Here is a 16621-nt window from a genome sequence, read left to right as displayed (position 1 = left end):
CGTCAAGGGGGAATGCGCCGCATCAAAAAGAGGCAGATGGAGGCGCGGACATGGATGTCGGACCGGCGGGGCGGACCACGCCCGGATTGGCGGCGCGGCTGCTGCTGCGGCACATGACCAGCCGGGCGAGGCAGCGGGCGCAGGTGCCGCATACGCTCGAATCCCTGCGACAGGCGCTGGACCGCCCCTGCTTCCCGCAGGCGCTGTCCAGCCTGCCGCTGCGCCGGGTCCTGGCGGTAAGGGTTCCCGGGGCGACGGAACTGCGCCCCGCGCGGCTGTATGTTCCCCGTGGCCGCGTCCGGGGTGTGGTCCTGTTCCTGCATGGCGGCGGGTTCGTGCATTGCGGCCTGAACTCGCATCATGGAATCTGCTGCCGCCTGGCACGGGCATCAGGCGCCGCCGTGCTGTCCTACGACTATCGCCTGTCGCCGGAACACCGTTTTCCGGGCGCGGTCGAGGACTGCCTGGCCGCGCTGGACTGGCTGGCGGGCGAGGCCTGGCGCTGGGGCGGCCCGATCGCGGTGGCCGGGGACAGCGCGGGCGGCAACCTGGCGGCGGTCCTGGCCCTGCTGGCGCGCGATCGCGGCGGGCCGGACCTGGCGCTGCAACTGCTGTACTACCCCTCGCTCTATGGCGAGCGGGACGTGCCGTCGCGCCATCGCTATGCGGAGGGCTACATGCTGACGACGCGACTGATGGAATGGTACGCGCAGCAATATATCCGCACGCCCGACGACCTGCGTCATCCGCTGATGGCCCCGATCCATGCCGACTCGCTGGCGGGACTGCCGCCGGCGGTCATCGTGCCCGCGCAGTGCGACCCGCTGCATGACGAGGCCACGGGCTATGCCGCCGCCCTGCGCGAAGCGGGCGGCCAGGCGGAGGTGCGCTGCTATCCCGGCACGATCCACGGCTACCTGAACCTGTATTCGTTCATGCCGTGGGGGAAGGCGGCCATCCGTTTCGGCGGCAAACGCCTGCGCGCGGCGTTTGCCGGGCAGGACCCGGTCAGATCTGCTGGATAGAGGAAAAGTCGAAATCGGACCCCGCCGGGTTCTGCCCCAGGCGGATCGTCGTCGGGCCGGGCATCGAATAGGGCGGGACGGGCAGGTTGTACGGCGCCGGCGCGCCGGTGAAGACCCGGCCCGCCAGGTCGAATTTGGACCCGTGGCACGGGCAGGCATAGCCGCCGGGCCAGTTGGCGATCGGCGTTGCCGGATCGGGGGCGGGGGAATAGGTCGGTACGCAGCCCAGATGGGTGCAGATCCCGACCACCACGCCAAATTCCGGTTTGATGGAACGGTGCCAGTTGGCGGCATAGGGCGGCTGCTGCAGCGCGCCCGATGACGGGTCGCGCAGCCGGGCGGCCAGCGCGGCCTCCTGCAGCCGGGCCAGGGATTCCGGCGTGCGGTGGGTGATGAAGACCGGGCTGCCGTGCCACACCACCGTGATCTGCTGGCCGGGCGGCAGTTTCGACACGTCCACGTCGACCGGCGCACGCGCCGATTTCGTGTCGCCGGGGCGCAGGCTGTCCAGGAACGGCCATGCGAACGCGGCCGCCCCCGCGCCGCCGGCGGCCAGGGTGACCAGCGTCAGGAAATCGCGGCGCCCCGTGCCGGGAAGGGCGGTTCCGGTCGGGTGGGGGCCTGTCTCGGGCGTTCCGGTCGTCGTCATCGTGGTCCTGTCGGCCAAGCGTTCGGGGTGGGATGGAAGGGGCGTCAGCGCGGCATGGGGTGGAACGTTCCGGGTGATCCCCAGTCGGTCTGCACCGTCTTGTCCACCCGGTCGACCTTCAGCGTGAACAGCTTCGGCAGCGGGTCCTTGGCGTCCTTGGCAGGGGGGCAGGAGCCGGAATGTTTTTCCATGACGTCGAACCGCGCGGCATCCGGCGGATCGTTGCCGTTGACGATGAACAGCAGGCAGCGGCCGGGCGCGTCGGTCATGCCGTTATGCGTTACCACGGTGCGGAAATGTTCCACCAGCGCGGTGTCATCGAACCAACTGGCATGGTCGAACGTGATCCGGTCCGCTGCCTGGTCCAGCCAGCCCATGCGCGCGGCCAGGACCGCCAGCAGGGCCAGAGGCACCACCATCAACAGGCGCCTGACAATGCGCTGGCGCATCGTCAGGCGCGGGCGGCGCATCGCCGGCTTGGGGTTCAGGGAAGCCATCAGGTTCGTGCTCTTTTACGCCATGTCCTCGTGCCACTGGTGGCCGCTGCGTGCCAGCAGGGCGCGGGCCGCCTCGGGGCCCCAGCTTCCGGCCGGGTAGGGCTCCAGCTTCACCTTGTCCTCGGCCCAGCCCTGCAGGATCGGGTCGGCCCAGCGCCACGCGGCCTCGACCTCGTCGCGGCGGATGAACAGCACCGGGTCGCCGCGCACGACGTCCAGCAGCAGGCGCTCGTACGAATCCGGATAGCGGGTACCGAAGGCTTTTTCGAAGGCGATGTCGATATCCGCCTGCCGCAGGGCCAGGCTGTCGGTGGGCGTCGGGTCCTTGGTGGATACCGACAGCGTCACGCCTTCATCGGGCTGGATGCGGATGACCAGGCGGTTCGCCGGAGGCTTGGTGGCGAAGATCGACCAGGGCGCGGCCTTGAACTGGATGACGATCTCGCTGCATTTCTCGGCCATGCGCTTGCCCGAGCGCAGATAGAACGGCACGGCGCCCCAGCGCCAGGAATGCACCTCGGCCCGGATGGCGACGAAGGTCTCGGTGCTGCTGGTCGCATCTTCGCCCAGGTCCTCCAGATAGCCCGCCAGCGTCTTGTCGCCTTCCTTGCCGCACGTGTACTGGCCGCGCACGGTGTAGGTCGCGACATCGTCGGGCGTGATGGGGCGCAGCGCGTGCAGCACCTTCAGCTTCTCGTTGCGCAGGCTGTCGGCTTCCAGCGAGCCGGGCGGGTCCATTGCCACCAGGCACAGCACCTGCAGCAGATGGTTCTGGATCATGTCGCGCAGGGCACCGGACTTGTCATAATACGGGCCGCGGCCCTCGACGCCCACGGTCTCGGCCGCCGTGATCTGGACGTATTCGATCGCGTCGCTGGACCACAGCCGCTCGAACACCGGATTGGCGAAGCGCAGCGCGATCAGGTTCTGGACGGTTTCCTTGCCCAGGTAGTGGTCGATGCGGAAGATGTGGTTTTCCGGGAAGTGCCGGCCCACCCCGTCATTGATGGCATTGGCGCTCTGCAGATCCGTGCCGATCGGCTTTTCCAGCACGACGCGCGACTGCTCGGTCACCAGGCCCTGGTTGCTCAGGTTCTCGCAGATCTGGCCATACAGGCCCGGCGCCGTCGCCAGGTAGTAGACGCGGATGCGGTCGGCGGGGGCTTCGGCCAGCAGGCTCTTCAGCGCCGGCCAGGTGCTGTCGGCCTCGGCGCCGTTCAGGCTGACGTAATGGACCAGGTCCAGGAAGCGGCGCGCGGTGTCCGGGTCCAGGTCGGCGGGCTTGACGAAGTTATGCAGCGCCTTTTCGGCACGGCCCTGGAAATCCGCCCGCGACAGCGGCGAACGCGCGGTGCCGATGATCCGGGCCTCGTCGGGGATCTGCCCGTCGCGATAGCGGTAATACAGCGCCGGCAGCAGCTTGCGCATCGTCAGGTCGCCGGTGGCTCCGAAAACGATGTAGTCGAAGATATCCACGGGGGGGAGCTGAGCCATCGGGTGCGGCCTCCTGCAAGTGTTTGATTGTTGTACTTGTTGTCGCGCTTGGTATCGGGGGTATCACACGGACGTGCAGAAGCCGGCCCCGTTGCCGTGGGGACGACCTGCCTTGTCCACGGTTTGGGCCGAGGTCCCCGGGCCTGTCAAGTTGCCATTGACCGGCCGCCACCGTCACGATAAGCCCGCCGTTCCCTTCGGGTTCGGGCGGTTTTCCTCTTCCCCCTGTCCCGGACGGGCGAGGTTCCAACCACGATGCTGGAGGCATGCCGTTCCATGGATGCGGAAAATTTTGCTGCTGACGACAAGGCGGCGGTCGGCGGAATCGCGGCGGACCGGCTGCGCAGCATCATCGAGCGCGTCGAGCGCCTGGAAGAAGAGCGCAAGGCGCTGGCCGGCGACATCAAGGACATCTTCACCGAGGCGAAATCCGCCGGTTTCGACGTGAAGGTCATCCGCCAGATCATCCGCCTGCGCAAGCAGGAGCCCGCCGAGGTGGAGGAGCAGGAGACCCTGCTGGACATCTACCGGCGCGCTTTGGGAATGTAGCCTTCACCGTGATCCTTGCGCCGGGCGGGACCGATCCGGTCCCGTCGGCGCGGGGACATCCTTCATTCTGGTCGTACGCCGATGCCGTTCCCGTTTTCCGACTGGATGCCCTGGTGGCTGCAACTGACGCTGCTGATCCTGGGGACGCTGTTTGCCTTCGTCTGGCTGCTGATGCCCTTCGCCGTCTTCGGCGTCAAAGGGCGGCTGGACGCGCTGGCGTTGCAGATCGAGGATCTGCAGGCCGAACTGCGCGTCCTGGCGGTGCCGCCCGAGGAACGGCGCCCGGCAATGCCAGCCGCGCCCCGCGCCGCTGCTCCGGTGGCCGAACCCGCGCCCATGGCGGCGCGGCCGGCCGACCCGCCGCCCATGGTGGCCCGAGCGGCCGATCTTCCCGCCGCCAGTGATGCCTACCCGCCGCGTCCCGAGCGCCCGGCGGCGTCCCGCCCCACCCGCTTCGATCCGCCGCCGCCCGGACCAGCCCCCGCGCGCGCCGCGCCGCCCGTCGAGCCCCCGCCCGGCCGCCGCACCGCGCCCCAGCGTGCGCGCGCCGCTGGACGAGGGCCGGCCGATGCCGTGGCACGACCGACCGGCAGCACCCGCTGCCTCGGCGCCCCCGCTGCGCGAGCCGCCTTTCTTCCCCCCGCCCGAACAGCCTGTCCCGCCGCGGGCGGACCGTGAGAGGCCGGACGACGAATGGGGCAACCGCCGTCCCCGGTCGGAACCCACCTTGCGCTGGCCGCCCCGGAACTAGAGACGACTCTAAGGCCTGTCTTTCAGCTTGGTAATCAGCCCAGTACCAGGTCGTCGCGGTGAATCATCTCGTCCCGGCCGCGCCAGCCCAGAAGTCCTTCGATATCGTCCGAGCGGTGGCCGGCGATCTGGCGGGCGTCGGCGGCGCTGTAGGCCGACAGGCCGCGCGCGATCTCGTTCCCGTCCAGGTCGGTGACCAGCAGCAGGTCGCCGCGTTCGAAGTCGCCCTCCACCGTGCGTACCCCGGCGGGCAGCAGCGACGACCCGGTGGCCAGCGCGCGGCGGGCGCCGTCATCGATGGCCAGCCGCCCCGCGGGGGCCAGGCCGCCCGCGATCCAGCGCTTGCGCGCCGAACGCCCGTCCGGCATCGGCAGGAACCACGAGCAGCGCGCCCCCTGGCGCAGCCGGGCCAGCGGGTGGACGTCCTTGCCGATCGTGATGGCCATCGCGCAGCCGGCCTGGGTGGCGATGCGCGCCGCCATCAGCTTGGTGCGCATCCCGCCCGAGGAATAGCCCGGTGGCGGGGCGCCACCCATGGCCTCGATCTCCGCCGTCAGGGCGGGGATGACCGGCAGGTGCCGCGCCGTGGGGTCGATGCGCGGGTCGGCGGTATAGAGCCCGTCGATGTCCGACAGCAGGATCAACTGGTCGGCGCCGGTCATTTCCGCCACCCGGGCGGCCAGGCGGTCATTGTCGCCGAAGCGGATTTCGGTGGTGGCGATCGCGTCGTTCTCGTTGATCACGGGCACGCAGCCCAGGCCCAGCAGGGTGTCCAGCGTGGCGCGGGCGTTCAGGTAGCGGCGCCGGTCCTCGGTGTCGTCGGGGGTCAGCAGCAATTGCGCGGCGACCAGTCCGTGCACCGACAGCGCGTCGGTCCAGGCCTGGGCCAGGCGGATCTGCCCGACCGAGGCCGCGGCCTGCTTTTCCTCCAGCCGCAGGGTGCGGCGCGTCAGTCCCAGCCCGTGCCGCGCCAGCGCGATGGCGCCCGAGGACACGACGATGATGTCGGTGCCGGCGCGCCGAAGCTCCGCAATGTCGCGGGCGACGCTGTCCAGCCAGGCGGCGCGCGGCGCGGCCTGGCCGGGCTCGGTCCCCGAATCCACGACCAGCGCGCTGCCGATCTTCACGACGACGCGGCGGGCGGCGCCCAGGTCGGGCAGGCCGGTGGATTCGGGGGCGGTCACGCCGTTTCCTCCCGCCCGGCCGCGGCCTGCGGCGGGGCCGCGTCGCGCGCGGCCTCGCGGGTCGCGGTCACGCGGTCCTGCAGCAGGCGCAGCACGTCGTCCAGATTCTGCCGCGTGACGCCGGATAGGGTGACGACCGGCATGCCGCTGGCCTTTTCCAGCGCGCGGCGGCGGCTGGAAATCTGCTGCGGCGTCATGGCGTCGATCTTGTTCAGGGCGATGATTTCCGGCTTGGCGGCCAGCCCGCCATCATAGGCTTCCAGTTCGTGCCGGATGGTGCGCCACGCCTTCACGACGTCGCCCGCCGCCCCGTCGACCAGGTGCAGCAGCACGGCGCAGCGTTCGACATGGCCCAGGAAGCGGTCGCCCAGCCCCGCGCCCTCGTGCGCGCCCTCGATCAGGCCGGGAATGTCCGCGATCACGAATTCCTCGGCCACCGACAGGCGCACGACGCCCAGTTGCGGATGCAGGGTGGTGAACGGATAATCCGCGATCTTGGGCCGCGCGGCCGAGACGACCGACAGGAAGGTGGACTTGCCGGCATTGGGCAGGCCGACCAGTCCGACATCGGCGATCAGCTTCAGCCGCAGCCAGATCCAGCGCTCCTCGCCCGGCCAGCCCTTGTCCGCGCGGCGGGGGGCGCGGTTGGTGCTGGTCTTGAAATGGGCGTTGCCCCGGCCGCCGTCGCCGCCGTGGCACAGCACGATGCGCTTGCCGGGCTGGTCCAGGTCCGCCAGCATCGTCTCGCGGTCCTCGTCGAAGATCTGCGTGCCCACCGGGACCTGGATCAGCACCGGGGCGGCCGCCGCGCCCGTCCGGTCGGACCCGGCCCCGTTGCCGCCCTTGCGGGCGCGGAAATGCTGGGTGTAGCGGAAATCGATCAGCGTGTTCAGGTTGCCCGCGGCCTCGAACACGATGTCGCCGCCGCGCCCGCCATTGCCGCCGTCCGGACCGCCGAATTCGATGTATTTCTCGCGCCGGAAGGCGACGACGCCGTCGCCGCCGTCACCGGACTTCACGTAGATCTTGGCCTGGTCGAGAAATTTCATCGTACTGGTCCGGTCGGGGCGAAGGCGCGCCCTGTGCAGGCATGCCGGTGGGGCATGCCGTGAAATCGTGCGGCCACGGCGCGGGTGCAACGCCGCGCCATGACGCAAAAAGGGCCGGTCCCGAGGACCGGCCCTTTGCGGGGTCGAAAACGGTCCCGAGAAGCGGGAAAGCTTACTCGGCGGCGACCGGCAACGCCTCGACCGACACGTGGACGCGGCCTTCGGCGCGGCGCTCGAACTTCACATGGCCGTCGACCAGCGCGAAGATCGTGTGGTCGCGGCCCAGGCCGACATTGCTGCCCGGCTTCATCTTGGTGCCGCGCTGCCGGATGATGATGTTGCCCGCGACGACGGTTTCGCCACCGAACTTCTTGACGCCGAGGCGCCGACCGGCGCTATCGCGTCCGTTGCGGGACGAACCGCCTGCCTTTTTTTGTGCCATTGCCTGAACTCCTGAATCTGATCTGACCTGATAAGCCTGTCCGGGGCGTCATGGCCCCGGGGCAGGGTTCAGGCGGCGTTGATCGCGGCGATGCGCAGCACGGTGACGGGCTGGCGATGGCCGTTCTTGCGGCGGCTGTTCTGCCGGCGGCGCTTCTTGAAGATGATGACCGTATCCAGGCGATCCTGGGCGATGACCGTGGCGGTCACGGTGGCACCCGCGACGAGCGGGGCGCCGATGGTCGTGCCGCTCTCGCCGCCGACGGCGAGGACGTCGGTGAAGGTCACGGTGGCGCCGGCCTCGGCATCGAGCTTCTCGACCTTGAGCACGGTGTCCGGGGAAACGCGATACTGCTTTCCGCCGGTGCGAATGACTGCAAACATGTTCTAACCTGTCTTTCCGATCTCTTGGCGCGTGCGGCCCCTTGCGGAACAGGCGACGCGGCCCAGTCGCTTTTTGTCATTGGCCATGGCCTGCCGTGGGGCGGGCATGGCAATCCCCCGTCTGCGCGAGGGCGAGGTCGGGCTTTTACTGCCCCGTCCCGCCCCACGTCAACCGCCAATCTCGGCCCCGGCCATTCCAGGGCCGCGGAGGAGGGGGGACGAAACATTATGACGGAAAAACGCATGAAGGTCTCTTGCGTGGGACTCATCCCCACCCTATAAGGCCGACCCATCGCCGCTAGCGAATGGAGAGGTGCCGGAGCGGTCGATCGGGGCGGTCTCGAAAACCGTTGTGCGTGCAAGCGTACCGTGGGTTCGAATCCCACCCTCTCCGCCACGTTGAAACGCCTTTGGCGTGTGGCCAGTTTAGCAACAATCGTTCTTGCCGGCTTCGATCCCATGACGCCGGCGGCCTCAATCGCCCGCCACGTTGGCATGAATGCGCCGGAACGTTCCGGCCCGCGTTTGCCCCTCCTCGACAGCGAAACCCGCCAAAATCTCCGCGTCGTCCCGCCGCAGCCGCTCGGGATCGGGCCGCAGCCATTCCGTTCTTCGGGGAGGCAATGCACGACGCAGGGGGCGTGTCATGGCAACCCGCCGGATTACGACCTCTATTACATCCACTGGCCCAATCCGTCGCAGGATCGCTATGTCGAGGCATGGCGCGCCCTGATCGAGGCGAAGAAGCGCGGGATGATCCGCTCGATCGCGGTCTGCAACTTCCTGCCGGACTACATCCAGCGCCTGATCGACGAAACCGGCGTCGCGCCCAGCATCAACCAGGTCGAGCTGTCGCCCTATTTCCCGCAGGACGACCTGCGCGCGTGGCACGCCGCGCATGGCATCGCCACCCAGGCCTGGAGCCCGCTGGGACGCGCCAACAGGCTGATTTCCGACCCGCTGCTGGGAAAAATCGCCGCTCGCCTGGACAGGTGGATCCCGCAAGTGGTGCTGCGCTGGCATCATCAGGTCGGTGCGGTCCCGATCCCCAAGTTGGCGTCGCGCGCGCGGCAGATCGAGAACATGTCGATCTTTGATTTCGCGCTGACCGACGAAGACATGGCATCCATCGCGACCCTGGCCCGTCCCGACGGGCGGACCTTCGACCAGGACCCGGCCCGGCACGAGGAATTCTGACCCCGCAAGGGACTCGGATCTGCGGTCATTTCGGAAACGTCGACGTTGTGTTAATTGGTCGGAACCACCTGCAGTCGCATTTCAGCCCATGACATAACTCGTACGTGGTACCCGGAGGGGTTTGCATGCGTTGGCGGCCCTGTAGACGAGCCGAGCCCAATCGAAGCATCAGGCACGCAATCGTCCTGGTACTGATTTTTGGCGCCATTACCGTGGTGACGCGTTTCCTGTGCTCCGACGACGAGGGTTATACGTCGTTCTGGCCGCCCAACGCCGTGATGCTCGCGGCATTGCTTACGCTTCGCATGCGTCTCGCGGCATGCGTTCTCGTCGCGTGCTTCCTGCTTAACCTGCTGGTCAACCGACAGAGCGCCCTTTCTCCGCCCGAATCCCTGCTGGCCTGCGTCCTCAACGTTTTCCTGGTCGTGTTGGCCGCGCCCTTCACCCGGCGATTCTGCGGGGCCATGACGAACCTGACGCGCCCACGGCGTTTCGTGGCCTTCACGATCATCGCCGTGCTGGCGGCGGCCGTCGAGGCCGGGGCAGGGACGACCTTCGAACGCGTCGTGCTGGACGACCCCAGCGAGCAGCTCGGGGAATGGCTGCAATGGGTCTTCTGCGACGCTTTGGGGCTTCTGCTTGCCACCCCGGCGATGCTGTCCGTCTTGCGGTACTGGGAAGGACGGAAGCCCCACCGGAATGGTCCGGCCGGGCCCGTCATCCTGTCGGTCGTTTCGGTCGTCCTGGCGATCTTTCTGTTTTCGTTCTCGCGATCGTCCTTTTTCCTGTTTACCTACCCCGTTCTTGTGCTGCTGGCTTTCCGCGCCTCGGCCGGACAGGTGCTCACGTCGATCTTCTTCGTCTCGGTTTTCACCTCGGCACTGACCGCCCACGGGCTGGGACCGATCGCACGCCTCTCGCCCGACGGGCATCTGATGCGCGCGGCGATGCTCCAGCCCTATCTTTTCTCGCTCTTCCTGACGGCGGTCCTCGTCAGCAACGCCAGCGGGGAAAATCGCCGGCATACGAACCGCCTTTCCCTCATGAAGCAGCATCTGGAATATGCGGCCACGCATGATTCCCTGACATCCCTGATCAACCGGCGACGTTTGAGACATATTCTTGTCTCTCTGCTCGTCGAGGGCTCTCCGGGGGCCGTGTTCCTGATCGACATCGACCATTTCAAGCAGATCAACGACAGCCTGGGCCACCATATCGGGGACGAGGTCCTGAAGGCGTTCAGCAAACGCATGGTCGATCTTCTCGCGTGCCGCAACGCGCATATCGCGCGCCTGGGCGGCGATGAATTCGCAGCCATCGTGCCCGGACACTTCACGCACGAGATGCTCGATGTCCTGTGCTCGTCGTTCGCCGACGGCCTGCTTCTGCAGCCCTATATCCTGTCGTGCGGCGAACGGTCCGTGACCGCCAGCATCGGCGCGGCGTTCTTTCATGCGACGGACGCGCATCTGCAGCCGGGCGAGATCATCCGCCGCGCGGATGTCGCGCTCTATCAGGCAAAACGGGCCGGTCGAAACGGCTATTGTCTTTTTTCAGCTGCTTCCGGTCCGCCGTCGCATGGACAGGCGGACCCGGCGGACCATCACGCCACGACCGGTCCCTGACGGCGCGGGGCGCAGGTCCGGCCTATGCCGCCTGCGGGGCCGCGTCGCGGTCGTGCAGCAGTTCGCCGGCCACGTAGGTTGCGCGGACGCTGCGGTCGTCGCCCAGCATCATCAGGACGAACAGCAGGTCCTCGATCGTCTCGCACCGTTCGGCGCGCTGGGCCATCAGCGGGGTGGCGCGGGGGTCCAGGACGCACAGGTCGGCCTCCATGCCCGGGGCGATCGTGCCGATCCGGTCGTCCAGGTACAGCGATCGCGCGCCGCCGGCGGTGGCCAGCCAGAAGGCCTGCGCCGGGTGCAGCCGCCGGCCGGTCGATTGCGCGACCTTGTAAGCCTCGTTCAGCGTCTGGAGCTGCGACAGGCTGGTTCCGGCACCGATATCGGTGCCCAGCCCGACGCGGACCGGACGGCGCGGGTCCACCGCGTCGAACAGGCGGAACGCGCCGCTGCCCAGGAACAGGTTCGATGTCGGGCAGTGCGCCAGCGCGCAGCCGGCGGCGTGGCAGGTGCAGAAATTCTCCTCGTCCACATGGATGCCGTGGCCCAGCACGCTGCGCGGCCCGACCAGCCCCGCATGGGCATAGACATCCAGATAGGACCGGCGCCGGGGGAAGAGCTGGCGGATCCAGTCGACCTCCGCCTGGTTTTCCGACAGGTGGGTCTGCATGAACAGCCCGTCGCGCTGGCGCAGCAGGCTGCCGGCCAGGTCGAGCTGTTCCTCGGTGCTGGTGGCGGCGAAGCGCGGGGTCACGGCGTACAACTGGCGTCCGCGCCCGTGCCAGCGGTCGATCAGGGCCAGCGATTCGTCATATCCGCCCTGGGGGGTGTCGCGCAGGCCGTCGGGGGCGTTGCGGTCCATCAGGACCTTGCCCGCCACCATGCGGGTGTTCAGCCGGGCCGATTCGGCGAAGAACGCCTCGACCGACTGCGGATGGACGGTGCAGTACACGGCGGCGCTGGTGGTGCCGGCCCGCAGCAGTTCGCGCAGGAAGCGCCGGGCGACCTGGCCGGCATGGACGGGATCGGCGAAGCGGGCCTCGGTCGGGAAGGTGTAGCGTTCCAGCCATTCCAGCAACTGCTCGCCATAGGCCGCGATCATCGGCAGTTGCGGGTAATGGACATGCGTGTCCACGAACCCGGCCGACAGGAGGCAGTCGGGATAGGACGTGACCGGCGTGCCTTCGGGAATGGCATCGCGCAGCGCGTCGAAGGCGCCGAAACGGGTGATGTGCCCGTCCTCGACCAGGATCAGCGCGTCGGGCTCATGGACCAGGGCCCGGGACGGATCGTCCAGGAACGGGTCGGCACGGAAGGTGACGGCCGGTCCGCGCAGGGCGCGGCGGCGGGGTGGGGCGGACGGGGGCGATGTCATGATCGGGGCTCGGCACTCGGGAATTGCCGGTCAGTCTTGCCTGTTTCGTCCGGCCATTGGAAGCCGGTCAGGACTGGGCGATTCGATAGGGTTTCGACGCGTCCAGGAAGGCGGCGTTGGCATCCAGTTCGTATGAGATGACCAGCAGGTACGCGATGGCGCGGGTCATTTCGATGCGCGCGCCGATATTGGCCTCGCGGGCCTCGATCCGGCGCAGGCTGGCGGTGGCGACCCGGGCCGAGCGTGCGGTGCGGCCGTAGCGTCCGGTCAGTTGCGCCATGCGGCCCAGCACCACGGTAATCGGCCGCCGGGCGGACAGCGGCAACTGGTCCCGGGCCAGCACGGTGCGCAGGCGGATGACGTTCAGGCCGATCGTCATCACCGACAGCGTGCCTTGCAGATAGGCCTCGATGGTCGGGGTGGGGGTAGGGCCGGCGTGGCGGATCAGGCGCGAGAAGCGGTCGGTGTTGCGCCCGATCCAGTCGCGGGTCTGCGGCACCGGAAGGGCGGATGCCAGGTGGCGCAGGTCGTGCAGGTTGCGGTTGCGCATCCGCCAGCGTTCGCGGGCGCTGCTGAAGGGCAGGATCGTGCGGAAGATCAGGACCGAGAAGCCGATGCTGCACAGCAGCGAGAACGCGGAATTGAAATACGCGATCTCGTTCAGGCGTCCCTGGTTGGACGGCCCGACCAGGTGGGGCAGGAAGAGCGTATAGGCGGCGGCCGCCCCCGCCGTGGCCGGGTTGCGGGTGGCGAGCCCCCCCGCGATCATCGGCAGCGCCAGGCAGGCCGCCAGCATTTCCGGGTCGGCCGGGCGGGGCAGCAGCAGCATGACCAGTATGAAGGACGCGGCCACCGACCACATCGCCCCGCGCAGGAAGTTCATCGTGCCCAGCACCGGGTTTTCGCGCGTGGCGAACAGGCCGCAGGTCAGGGCGACCATGGTGATGAAGGGCAGGCCGTTGGACCACGCGGTGACTTCCCATATCAGGCCGGCGCAGGTGATGGCCACCGCGGCGCGGATGCCGTTATGGGCCGCTTCCTTCAGGTCGCGATGGGATTGCAGGCGGAAATGGAAATGGTCGCCGCGAATGACATGCTGGCTGGCGTCGAATTCCCGGATCGCCTGCTGCAGTTCCGCCAGCAGTTCCTCCAGCGCGCTGTGCAGGATGCGCAGGTCCAGCAGGGCCTGGATTTCCGGGCCGTCGGCAGGATACCGGCCGTTGCTTTCCTCGGTCAGGGCATTGACCACCTGCTGGCGGCACACGCCGCGCAGGGCGCGCAGATCGTCGATCGCGGCCAGGACGTCCTCGTCGCGCTTCAGGCGCTGCGGCAGCCCCTGCAGATAGGTGCGCACCAGCAGCGATGTCTCGGTGAACGTCTGGTGCGGCACGCCCAGCGCACGCATGCGCGCGGTCATGCCCAAGCCGCGCGACAGCAGCACGGACACGGCCGCCAGGGCGGCGCGGGCATGGTCGCCCTCGTGCCCGTGGGGGCCCATCTCGACCTCGCTGAACTCGATCTGGTCGTTGATGGTCAGGATGGTGCCGAACAGGGCGCGCGACCGGATGAAGGCCTGCTGGTCGCCGGCCAGCAGGTCGGCGATGGCGGACGAACTGCTGGACAGCGCCGTCTGCAGCTTTTCACGGATGTTGCGGCGCGCGGTTTCCGCCAGGTTATGGGAAAACAGCCCGGCGACCAGGCTTTCGCAGACGATGCCCAGTACGATGTAGGTCGAGCGCGACATCGCGATCATGAACACGTCGTCGGGGCTGCGGATGGCGTCCAGTGCGACGATGGCGCAGGAATAGCCCGACAGCACCAGTGCGTAGGACCGGAAGTTCCGCACCAGCGTCGCCAGCCCGCAGCACAGGCCGATCCATATGCCGATCGCGGGAAAAAACAGCCATGGCGCCTGGGGAAAGGCCGCGATCAGGACCACGGCGGAGGTGGCGCCGATGGCGGTGCCGACCAGGCGCCAGCGGGCCTTCGACAGGCTTTCGCCGCGCGACCCCTGGGCCACGATCCATACCGTCATCGGCGCCCATTGCGGGCTGTCCAGTTCCATCCACATCGCCAGCAGCAGGGACAGCAGTGCCGCGATCGTGGTGCGTACCGCGAAACCGATCGCCTCGCCCTTCGGGGCGTAGAGCCACTTGAGGCCGCTCATCCGCGCATAGCCGGGCGGCCGGATGCTCGGTGGCCGCCAGCACGCCAGACGCGTCAGCATGGGGGTCAAAGACGAGGGAAAAACAGGCACGATGCACGGCTTCCGGCAGCGACGGGGGTGTTTTGTGATAGAACAGAACCACGCCCAGGGTAACGATGGTGAGACTGCATATCAGTCATCAGCCATGGACCGGCGGGGTCAGGACGGGAGCGTGGCCGCCGGCAGAAGGTCCCGCGCCAGGCGCAGATCGGCCACGAAGCGGGCATATTCCCGGGTGCGTGCATCCTCGTCCGGCTGGCGCAGCAGGAAGGACGGATGAACGGTGACCAGCCCGGTCGACCCGTCGGCCAGCGGGATCGGGCGCGACCGCTCGCGCCCGATCGTGACGCTGCGGCCCAGGACGGCACCGGCGGCGGTGGCGCCCAGCATCACCAGCACGCGCGGCGCCACGATGCGCCGTTCCGCCGCCAGCCAGGGCGCGCAGGCCGTAACGTTTTCCACGGTCGGCTTTTCATGCAGGCGCCGGGTGCCGCGCCTCTGGAAGCGGAAATGCTTGACCGCGTTGGTGACGTAGACGGCATCGCGGGTAATCCCGGCCTCGTGCAGGGTGCGGTCCAGCAATTGCCCGGCAGGCCCGACGAAAGGCCGGCCGACGCGGTCCTCCTGGTCGCCCGGCTGTTCGCCCACCAGCATCAGCGCGGCCCCCGGGCGCCCGTCGCTGAAGACCGTCTGCGTCGTCTGGCGTGCCATCGGGCAGATCAGGCAGTCGCGCGCCGCCGCGATCAGGGCCGGCAGGCTGTCGATCCGTGCGATATCCAGTCCCTCGGTCAGGCGCAGGGCCGGACGCGGCAGATCGGCGGGGCGCAGCGTCAGGCCCGTCCCCTCCCAGGACTCCCTGTCCGTGGGCAGGGCGGACGGGTCGGTGCCCGGCGGCAGCAGATGCAGGCTGCGGCCCGTCCACAGAAGGGTTTCGTCCGGCGTCGAGACCGCCCAGGGGCGCAGCGAACGCTGAATGGTCAGGAATCGCGCATTGGGGACGAGGACGTGGGACTCCGAAGTCCACTGCCCGATGGCCATGTCCTCGGCGGGCAGCTCCAGATGCGCGCGCAGGCGGGCGGTATCGTCCCGCACCGCCTGGGTCAGGACCAGCGCGCGGGCGATGTCGGGGTCGTCGGTGCGGGTTGTCAGGTCGCGTTCGCCGGCCGCGTTGCGCTGGACCAGCCGGTAGAGCAGCGCGAAACGGTCGGGATCGCGCGCCTGGATGACGGTCTCGGCAAGGTCCAGCAGGGCGCGGGATACGTGAAAAGGGTTGCCCTCCGGTGCTTCGGCGCCCTGGTCCTCGATCGGGTCGGCCGTGCGCGCGTCGATTCGCCACGCAATCCGCCCGGCGGGCTGGCCGGCCATGACCAGGCGGCGCGTCGCGGTTCGCCAGCCCGCGAAATCGACCTCATGGGCCAGCGTCACTCTGGCGTGCGCGTGCGGCATGATGCAGACGTTCAATCGGCGGTTGTGTCGAGCGTGGCATAGAGCGCCGCGCGTTCGGCCGGTTCGCGCACCGGCGGCTGCCCGGCGCGGACGGGGTCGGTCAGGCTGTAGGCCCGTCGGGTCGCCGGTCGTGCGGCGATCCGGGCATGCCATTGCGCCAGGTTGGGGAAGGCGGCCATGTCCTGTCCCTGGTTTTCGGGGATGATCCAGGGGTGGCAGGCCATGTCGGCGATGCTGTATCCGCCGCCCGCGATGAAGTCCCGGCCCGCCAGGTGGCGGTCCAGCACGCCGTACAGGCGCTCGGTTTCCTGGGTATAGCGCGTGGTTGCATAGGGCAGGCGTTCGGGGGCGTAGAGGCGGAAATGATGGTTCTGCCCGGCCATGGGGCCCAGGCCGCCCATCTGCCAGAACAGCCATGTCATGACCTCGGTTTCCTCCCGCAGCGTGGCGGGCAGGAAACGGCCTGTCTTGCGGGCCAGGTAATAGAGGATCGCCCCGGATTCGAAGAGCGGGATCGGCGGCCCGCCCACGACCGGGTCCTGATCGACGATGGCGGGGATGCGGTTGTTCGGCGCGATCTTCAGGAAGTCGGGGGCGAATTGTTCGCCCTTGCCGATATTGATCGGGATCAGGCGATAGGGCAGCCCGGTTTCTTCCAGGAACAGCGTGATCTTGTGGCCGTTCGGCGTCGTCCAGTAATACAGGTCGATCATGGTGCCTCCCGATCGCCGGCCGATGGGACGGCCGGCAGGG

Annotated in this window: 16 protein-coding genes and 1 tRNA gene; 6 read left to right on the top strand and 11 right to left on the bottom strand. The window is 68.6% G+C overall.

Annotation, left to right across the window (positions count from 1 at the left end; translation table 11 throughout):
* The first annotated feature begins 50 nt into the window (after window positions 1–50).
* Window positions 51–1025, top strand: a complete 975-nt coding sequence (locus GDI_RS15070; RefSeq protein ID WP_012554802.1) for an alpha/beta hydrolase — start codon at window positions 51–53, stop codon at window positions 1023–1025.
* Here GDI_RS15070 and petA read toward each other — a convergent pair.
* The 3 genes from petA to zwf are packed head-to-tail and all read right to left on the bottom strand — an operon-like array spanning window position 1009 to window position 3665.
* Window positions 1009–1674 carry a ubiquinol-cytochrome c reductase iron-sulfur subunit gene (gene petA / locus GDI_RS15065; protein WP_012554803.1) on the bottom strand — a complete coding sequence of 222 codons (666 nt, stop codon included), beginning with the start codon at window positions 1672–1674 and terminating at the stop codon, window positions 1009–1011. The two genes, GDI_RS15070 and petA, sit on opposite strands and share 17 nt — an antisense overlap.
* 44 nt (window positions 1675–1718) lie before the next feature.
* The gene (locus tag GDI_RS15060) at window positions 1719–2171 is read right to left on the bottom strand and encodes a hypothetical protein (RefSeq protein ID WP_012227579.1); all 453 of its coding nucleotides are present in this window, start codon (window positions 2169–2171) and stop codon (window positions 1719–1721) included.
* 15 nt (window positions 2172–2186) lie between these two features.
* Complete coding sequence (gene zwf, locus GDI_RS15055) at window positions 2187–3665, bottom strand: glucose-6-phosphate dehydrogenase (protein WP_012227577.1); 1479 nt, start codon at window positions 3663–3665, stop codon at window positions 2187–2189.
* 276 nt (window positions 3666–3941) lie between these two features.
* On the opposite strand from zwf, the gene GDI_RS15050 reads away from it, so the two are divergent.
* Both GDI_RS15050 and GDI_RS20340 read left to right on the top strand, forming a co-directional pair.
* On the top strand, window positions 3942–4214 hold the full coding sequence (locus GDI_RS15050; protein WP_012227575.1) for a DUF2312 domain-containing protein: 273 nt from the start codon (window positions 3942–3944) through the stop codon (window positions 4212–4214).
* An 81-nt stretch (window positions 4215–4295) separates the two neighbouring features.
* The gene (locus GDI_RS20340) at window positions 4296–4892 is read left to right on the top strand and encodes a hypothetical protein (RefSeq protein ID WP_012227569.1); all 597 of its coding nucleotides are present in this window, start codon (window positions 4296–4298) and stop codon (window positions 4890–4892) included.
* A 107-nt stretch (window positions 4893–4999) separates the two neighbouring features.
* Here the strand turns inward: GDI_RS20340 and proB are convergent, their stop codons facing one another.
* The 4 genes from proB to rplU form a co-directional block, all read right to left on the bottom strand.
* Window positions 5000–6148 (bottom strand): glutamate 5-kinase, encoded by a 1149-nt coding sequence (gene proB / locus GDI_RS15040; RefSeq protein ID WP_012227568.1) that lies wholly within the window; start codon window positions 6146–6148, stop codon window positions 5000–5002.
* Window positions 6145–7197 (bottom strand): GTPase ObgE, encoded by a 1053-nt coding sequence (gene obgE, locus GDI_RS15035; RefSeq protein WP_012554807.1) that lies wholly within the window; start codon window positions 7195–7197, stop codon window positions 6145–6147. Before obgE ends, proB begins: the two co-directional genes overlap by 4 nt.
* 172 nt (window positions 7198–7369) lie before the next feature.
* The gene (gene rpmA / locus GDI_RS15030; protein WP_012227566.1) at window positions 7370–7639 is read right to left on the bottom strand and encodes a 50S ribosomal protein L27; all 270 of its coding nucleotides are present in this window, start codon (window positions 7637–7639) and stop codon (window positions 7370–7372) included.
* Window positions 7640–7707: 68 nt separating this feature from the next.
* Window positions 7708–8022, bottom strand: coding sequence for a 50S ribosomal protein L21 (rplU, locus tag GDI_RS15025; protein ID WP_012227565.1), 315 nt, complete (start codon window positions 8020–8022; stop codon window positions 7708–7710).
* Window positions 8023–8329: 307 nt separating this feature from the next.
* Here rplU and GDI_RS15020 point away from each other — a divergent pair.
* The 3 genes from GDI_RS15020 to GDI_RS15010 all read left to right on the top strand — a co-directional run bounded on the left by GDI_RS15020 (window position 8330) and on the right by GDI_RS15010 (window position 10844).
* Window positions 8330–8419, top strand: a tRNA-Ser gene (locus GDI_RS15020).
* A 98-nt stretch (window positions 8420–8517) separates the two neighbouring features.
* On the top strand, window positions 8518–9219 hold the full coding sequence (locus GDI_RS15015) for an aldo/keto reductase (protein ID WP_157871099.1): 702 nt from the start codon (window positions 8518–8520) through the stop codon (window positions 9217–9219).
* A 125-nt stretch (window positions 9220–9344) separates the two neighbouring features.
* On the top strand, window positions 9345–10844 hold the full coding sequence (locus GDI_RS15010; protein ID WP_041249521.1) for a diguanylate cyclase: 1500 nt from the start codon (window positions 9345–9347) through the stop codon (window positions 10842–10844).
* 22 nt (window positions 10845–10866) lie between these two features.
* Here the strand turns inward: GDI_RS15010 and guaD are convergent, their stop codons facing one another.
* From guaD to GDI_RS14990, 4 genes are all read right to left on the bottom strand, one after another.
* Complete coding sequence (gene guaD, locus GDI_RS15005) at window positions 10867–12216, bottom strand: guanine deaminase (RefSeq protein ID WP_012227556.1); 1350 nt, start codon at window positions 12214–12216, stop codon at window positions 10867–10869.
* Window positions 12217–12283: 67 nt separating this feature from the next.
* Entirely contained in the window at window positions 12284–14443 is a 2160-nt protein-coding gene (locus tag GDI_RS15000; protein WP_041249520.1) for an FUSC family protein, read from the bottom strand.
* Window positions 14444–14581: 138 nt separating this feature from the next.
* A complete protein-coding gene (locus GDI_RS14995) occupies window positions 14582–15868 on the bottom strand; it encodes a UdgX family uracil-DNA binding protein (RefSeq protein WP_041249863.1) in 1287 nt (428 codons plus the stop codon).
* 11 nt (window positions 15869–15879) lie between these two features.
* Entirely contained in the window at window positions 15880–16581 is a 702-nt protein-coding gene (locus GDI_RS14990; protein ID WP_012554813.1) for a glutathione S-transferase N-terminal domain-containing protein, read from the bottom strand.
* Between the last annotated feature and the right edge of the window lie 40 nt (window positions 16582–16621).

The organism is Gluconacetobacter diazotrophicus PA1 5, assembly GCF_000067045.1.
Lineage (GTDB): Bacteria > Pseudomonadota > Alphaproteobacteria > Acetobacterales > Acetobacteraceae > Gluconacetobacter > Gluconacetobacter diazotrophicus.
The sequence above is the reverse complement of the archived record's forward strand: the minus strand, read 5'-3'. Positions and strand labels throughout refer to the sequence as shown.